This is a genomic window from Dysgonomonas sp. Shenzhen-Wh21 (assembly GCF_043392705.1).
GTDB lineage: Bacteria > Bacteroidota > Bacteroidia > Bacteroidales > Dysgonomonadaceae > Dysgonomonas.
Window position 1 is genome coordinate 1 of sequence record NZ_JAIXHZ010000172.1, and the last position, 4,789, is coordinate 4,789.

8 protein-coding genes and 1 pseudogene are annotated in these 4,789 nt (G+C 31.4%); 5 read left to right on the top strand and 4 right to left on the bottom strand.

Annotated elements, in window-relative coordinates; genetic code table 11:
- Window positions 1-456: 456 nt before the first annotated feature.
- The 3 genes from LDB17_RS12435 to LDB17_RS12445 are packed head-to-tail and all read right to left on the bottom strand — an operon-like array spanning window position 457 to window position 1,508.
- A complete protein-coding gene (locus LDB17_RS12435; protein WP_393925051.1) occupies window positions 457-858 on the bottom strand; it encodes a hypothetical protein in 402 nt (133 codons plus the stop codon).
- Window positions 859-864: 6 nt separating this feature from the next.
- Entirely contained in the window at window positions 865-1,281 is a 417-nt protein-coding gene (locus LDB17_RS12440) for a hypothetical protein (RefSeq protein ID WP_252639340.1), read from the bottom strand.
- A complete protein-coding gene (locus LDB17_RS12445; protein WP_252639339.1) occupies window positions 1,248-1,508 on the bottom strand; it encodes a hypothetical protein in 261 nt (86 codons plus the stop codon). Before LDB17_RS12445 ends, LDB17_RS12440 begins: the two co-directional genes overlap by 34 nt.
- Before the next feature lie 376 nt (window positions 1,509-1,884).
- Here LDB17_RS12445 and LDB17_RS12450 point away from each other — a divergent pair, with 376 nt between their 5' ends.
- The 3 genes from LDB17_RS12450 to LDB17_RS12460 all read left to right on the top strand — a co-directional run bounded on the left by LDB17_RS12450 (window position 1,885) and on the right by LDB17_RS12460 (window position 3,249).
- On the top strand, window positions 1,885-2,271 hold the full coding sequence (locus tag LDB17_RS12450) for a group III truncated hemoglobin (RefSeq protein WP_252639338.1): 387 nt from the start codon (window positions 1,885-1,887) through the stop codon (window positions 2,269-2,271).
- Between the two features lie 65 nt (window positions 2,272-2,336).
- Complete coding sequence (locus tag LDB17_RS12455; protein WP_252639337.1) at window positions 2,337-2,510, top strand: hypothetical protein; 174 nt, start codon at window positions 2,337-2,339, stop codon at window positions 2,508-2,510.
- Between the two features lie 337 nt (window positions 2,511-2,847).
- Window positions 2,848-3,249 (top strand): hypothetical protein, encoded by a 402-nt coding sequence (locus tag LDB17_RS12460; RefSeq protein ID WP_252639336.1) that lies wholly within the window; start codon window positions 2,848-2,850, stop codon window positions 3,247-3,249.
- 46 nt (window positions 3,250-3,295) lie between these two features.
- Here the strand turns inward: LDB17_RS12460 and LDB17_RS12465 are convergent, their stop codons facing one another.
- Window positions 3,296-3,784, bottom strand: a complete 489-nt coding sequence (locus LDB17_RS12465) for a hypothetical protein (protein ID WP_252639335.1) — start codon at window positions 3,782-3,784, stop codon at window positions 3,296-3,298.
- A 407-nt stretch (window positions 3,785-4,191) separates the two neighbouring features.
- Between LDB17_RS12465 and LDB17_RS12470 the strand changes: the two are divergent.
- Together LDB17_RS12470 and LDB17_RS12475 are read left to right on the top strand one after the other, a co-directional pair.
- Window positions 4,192-4,566, top strand: a pseudogene (locus LDB17_RS12470) (DUF4494 domain-containing protein); the annotation flags it as partial.
- Window positions 4,567-4,584: 18 nt separating this feature from the next.
- Window positions 4,585-4,789: DNA translocase FtsK (locus LDB17_RS12475; protein WP_393925052.1), on the top strand; the 205-nt coding region annotated here is incomplete at its 3' end.

Sequence of the window (4,789 nt, forward strand, 5' to 3'; positions counted from 1 at the left end):
AGTCAACTTGTTATTTGATAGAAATGTCAAAAGAATAATTTATCGTCCCTTCGGATTTGCTCGAAGATTAATAGTAATCAGTATATTTATTTGATATAAACTAATCCTGCCTATGATAATATAGGCAGGATTATATATCTATACCAGACTTAAAGGGAGAAAAAAGGTGACAGAGAAATATATGCAAAAAGCTGTTACTTTTACATATGCTTCGCTCCTATGACCGTTGGTTGTCACTTTTTTCATTAAGTTTGTTCTTGGCTATAGAGATGCTCAGCCCGAGTGTAAAAGATCAGATCAAGTGATGTCTTCATCATATTGGTATATCATTGTTGGTATAAACTATGCCAAAGATATGTGTTATTTTAATGGGAAAATCCATGTCGGTTCGTAGTAGAATATATTCTATTGAACTGATTCATAGTTCATCTACTTTTTTCTGAAAATTCTTTAGAATCAAAAACTAAATTCATATTTACTATTTTCTAAATTTGATTCATATGATTTCAATAAGTAGTATAATGCTAAGCATTTAGTTTTACTATCTGATTTTTCAATCCAATTATAACCCTCAAAGTGAGTCAAAATCCAGTAGACATCATAATACGCTTGTGAATAACGATTCTTATTTGCCATCTCTAAAGCAACAAATAGAATTTCATCCATGTTCCCATATATTCCATGATATTGCGTCAGCTTTAAATATGCATTTGTATCATTTAAATTTATAGCTTTATCTATCAAGTCAATATGATCTTTATCACTCATTTTTGGAAAATCAGAAGCTGATATTTTTTCCTTTTCATTACATGAAACTAATAAAAATGATAATGTTATAATAATAAAATACAATTTCATAGACTTTTATTTTGATTTTTCTTTCTTCTTCTTTTTTTCTTCTTCTATTTTTTCTTTTTCTACTTTTGTAAACTTTTCAGGATATGGTATTTTCGCTATTTCTTTTCCATTCTTATAAATGACAATGCCCCCATCTTCATTTAAAACTCCTGTTGTTTCTCCAGATTCCACTTCATATACATATTGTCCATCAAAGCCAACAACAATAACATTTGGATACTCTTTTGATATTTGTTTCGCTATGGGATTATTCGTACCCTTTCTTATATGGACATTTTCTCCGCTACCTGAAACAAAATCTCCTTCTGTTGCTGAATTGCATGTATATAAATATAAGGTCACCGGTTCTCCTTTTTCCATGGCTTTTTTCCATGCTGGGCTTTCTTTACTTAAAGCTTCATTAATACTTTTAGGATTTCCCAATCTTGTACCTTTATTATAAATCGAAGTCGGTGTTCCATACCTAAACACATAAAATCTATTATCTCCTCTTTTATATTCAACATGTTTAGGAGGCTATACGGCTGCTTCTTCTGTTCATCTACACTGTTTTCGGCAAAAGCTGTTCCGAAGGGATAGTAATGGTTTCTTTGGGTTACCGTTCCACTGGCATTTACCACTACACGGTTGTTACCCAAGTGGTCAGTCATATAGTAATGATACACCCCTCCTTCTATATATCCTCCGTCAACGATTGGCTATCTCTATAGCTAATAACAAACTTAGTGAAAAAGGTGATAAAAGTAACAGCTATTTATATATTTTTCTGTCAACCTGTTTATTCCCTTAAGATCATTATAGATAAATAATCCGGCCAATGATAATATTGTCTAGATTCACTATTTTGAATGAATACAAATCCCTTCCGATCAATACTTCTTATTCAAATATTATCAAAATCTGAAGATTAATAAATATAGTTACCTCCCCCCCTCAAAGAATACGTCAAAACATTTATAAAATAGAATTTGGAATAAATACCTATCTTTGATGAAAACATTTTGTTTTTATTAAAGAGAAATAGATATGACACCAACTAAAGATATAGAAGATATTAAAGACATAAAAAAAATGGTTGATATTTTTTATGGAAAGGTCAGAAAAGATAATTTGATTGGCCCCATCTTCAATGACAAAATACAAAATCATTGGCCGGAACATCTTGCTAAATTATACTCCTTCTGGCAAGGAATATTATTAGGAGAGAAGACATATACCGGATTCCCATTTCCTCCACACGCACAATTACCTATAAGTAAAGAGCATTTTGACCGATGGCTAGCCCTTTTCACAGAGACTGTGGATAGTCTTTTCGTTGGGCCAATTGCCAATGAGGCCAAAAACCGTGCATATAAGATAGCTGATATATTCCAAGATAAATTAGCGTATATACGCAACAAGGCAAATAAATAACATGCAAATATTGTATAGAAAATAATCTCTATATTTGCATTTTATAAATTAAATAGAAAACAATTATGATGAAACCACGTCTGGGTATGACAGCCCGAACAGGTGATAAATGTCCTAAGAGTGGAGTATGGAGAGCTATGGGAATAGCTGAAACCGTTACAATGTCTATATCTCGAGGAAATAGAATGCCTATGCATGAGAACAGAAATATAAATTGGAAACTAATTATAATGTTTTAAGTCATGCTTTTGGGGACATGGTGTTACTTTTCTGATAAATGTAATTTAATTTTTCAAATTTTACAGAAGAACATCTATTTATACAATCAGACTTAATATTCTCTACAATAAGTATTCTTCGCTATAGAGCATCATTAATCAGGAAAGGAAAACTTCCGGAGTAATAAAACAAAAGGTAACCATAACGGTTGCCTTTCTTATTCGTCACAAGACACTAGCTTTTTGTCCTTGACAGAAATAAAAGTATTTAGATTGGTTTTATTTTAAGTTTAAGAACTTGCTTTATTAATATATAAATGAAATTGTTTTTTATTTTCTTTGTAAAAAAAGTCTAACTATGGAATCACAGAACGACAAGTACGAAGAATTAATCTGCGAAGAGATAAAGAAATTAGCAGCTATTTTCTTGAAAGAAGCAGGAGAGTTTTATCCTTTTGCAATAGGAATAGATACCTCTAAACAGATATATTCAATAGCTGCTTCAAATGAGGAAGAGTTTCCAGATTCTCAAACCTTAATTGATATATTAGAAAATAATATCCCTTTAGATATTATTGAAGGTAAATATTTATTGGGTGGAATATGTCTCGACATTTTTAAGTATGAAAATATTGACGGTATTCAAGTAAAAAAAGATGCTATCGAAATAAGATTTATTAGGGAGGGGTATTATAAAAGAAAGTATTATGTATACGAACTAAGATCAAACGGAGATGCTATTTTTATTAAACCGAAATAAAAAATCCGAGCAATTCTGTTCGGATTTTTTAATATTGTTTGATATCTTATTTTTTACTGAGTGTTTCTGAGATATCAATTTTTCCTTTTTCACTAAAAGATGAAACTTTATCATTTTTGTTGATAATTACATTTATGTTATCCGTTTTAGCATCGTAATAAATTATAGTTTGAAAACTAGGGCAATCATGTTGTTTGCATCCAGAAAATTTATAAATACCACTCTCTGATACTATTGGAGTTTCAACATTAAAATTCTTAATAATAGCATCATATTCAGAGCCGGTTATATCCTTCACCCTTTCATTAAATGAATTGTCTTCAAAAATTTTAATCTCTAAAGGATATTTTCCTTCATTTTTCACGATGATATTATTCGGGTCTAAAATTTTAATTTCTTGAACTGCATTATCAGAAATAGCGGAAGTAATTGAGTCCTTACTTTCTGAGATTTGATTGGATGGCTGTTGCTTCTTGCAGGAGGAGGCTCCTAAGGACAATATTAAGGATATTGCCATAAATAATATTGGTTTCATAATTATATAAATTAAAGATTAAAAGCTAAAAATATAAACAGACAAAATCCAAGTGAAATAAAAAAACAAAAATTACAACTCCTTAACAATTTATAAACTACTTCATTCTTACCAACTAAATATTCCAGATACATTTCAATCGCTTTTAATATTTTCAGCTATCGATTCAAAGAATTCAGCTAGTATTGTCATAATATCTGGTGTATCATCATGAGCATTTCAAGTCCATCCTAATATGAGGCTCCTCACTTGATAAAGTTTTTGATTTATAGAACATCACATTAACTGTTATATTCATAGGTTAAACTGGTTTAACTCTCGGTTTAACTTTGCTTACGCAACAACCTAAAACCAGACCTTCCACAAACAAAAAAGCACCTACAACATTAATTGTAAGCGCCTTCCTAGTGACTGAATCATATTTAGTTGATACCCTTTCTTTTACAGAAGCGGAATCCCGAATAATAGAAGAAATAAGACCCTATATCAGTGGTGTGTTTACAATCTCCGATATTAAACGAGCCAGACTATCGGAAATGTTTCTGAATGAGAATGGCGATCGCTACTTCAAAGCAAAGATATATTTCGTTACTCTGGACGAGAAAAGTGGCTCGGAAAAGAAAACGGCAGATACAATGTTAGCACAGGCTAGTTCTTTAAAAGAAGCTTTGGAAGTTGTCGAAAAAGGTATGTCGGGTACTCTTGCTGACTATGAAATAGCAAGTTTATCAGAGACAGCAATCACGGATATATTTCCTTATGACCGTACAAAAGTCGAAAAGCCGATACAAAAACCAGATATGTTTAAGGATGAATATGAAGATCCATTATTCGAACAATGCAAAGCCTTAGTTATCGAAAAAAACACAGCAACAACCTCCATGCTGCAACGACAATTTTCTATCGGTTATAATCGCGCTGAACGATTAATGGACGAATTGGAGCGCAAAGGAGTTGTTGCTGTGTTTTTTTCGATAACTAAGGCTTTGCATTGTTCGAATAATG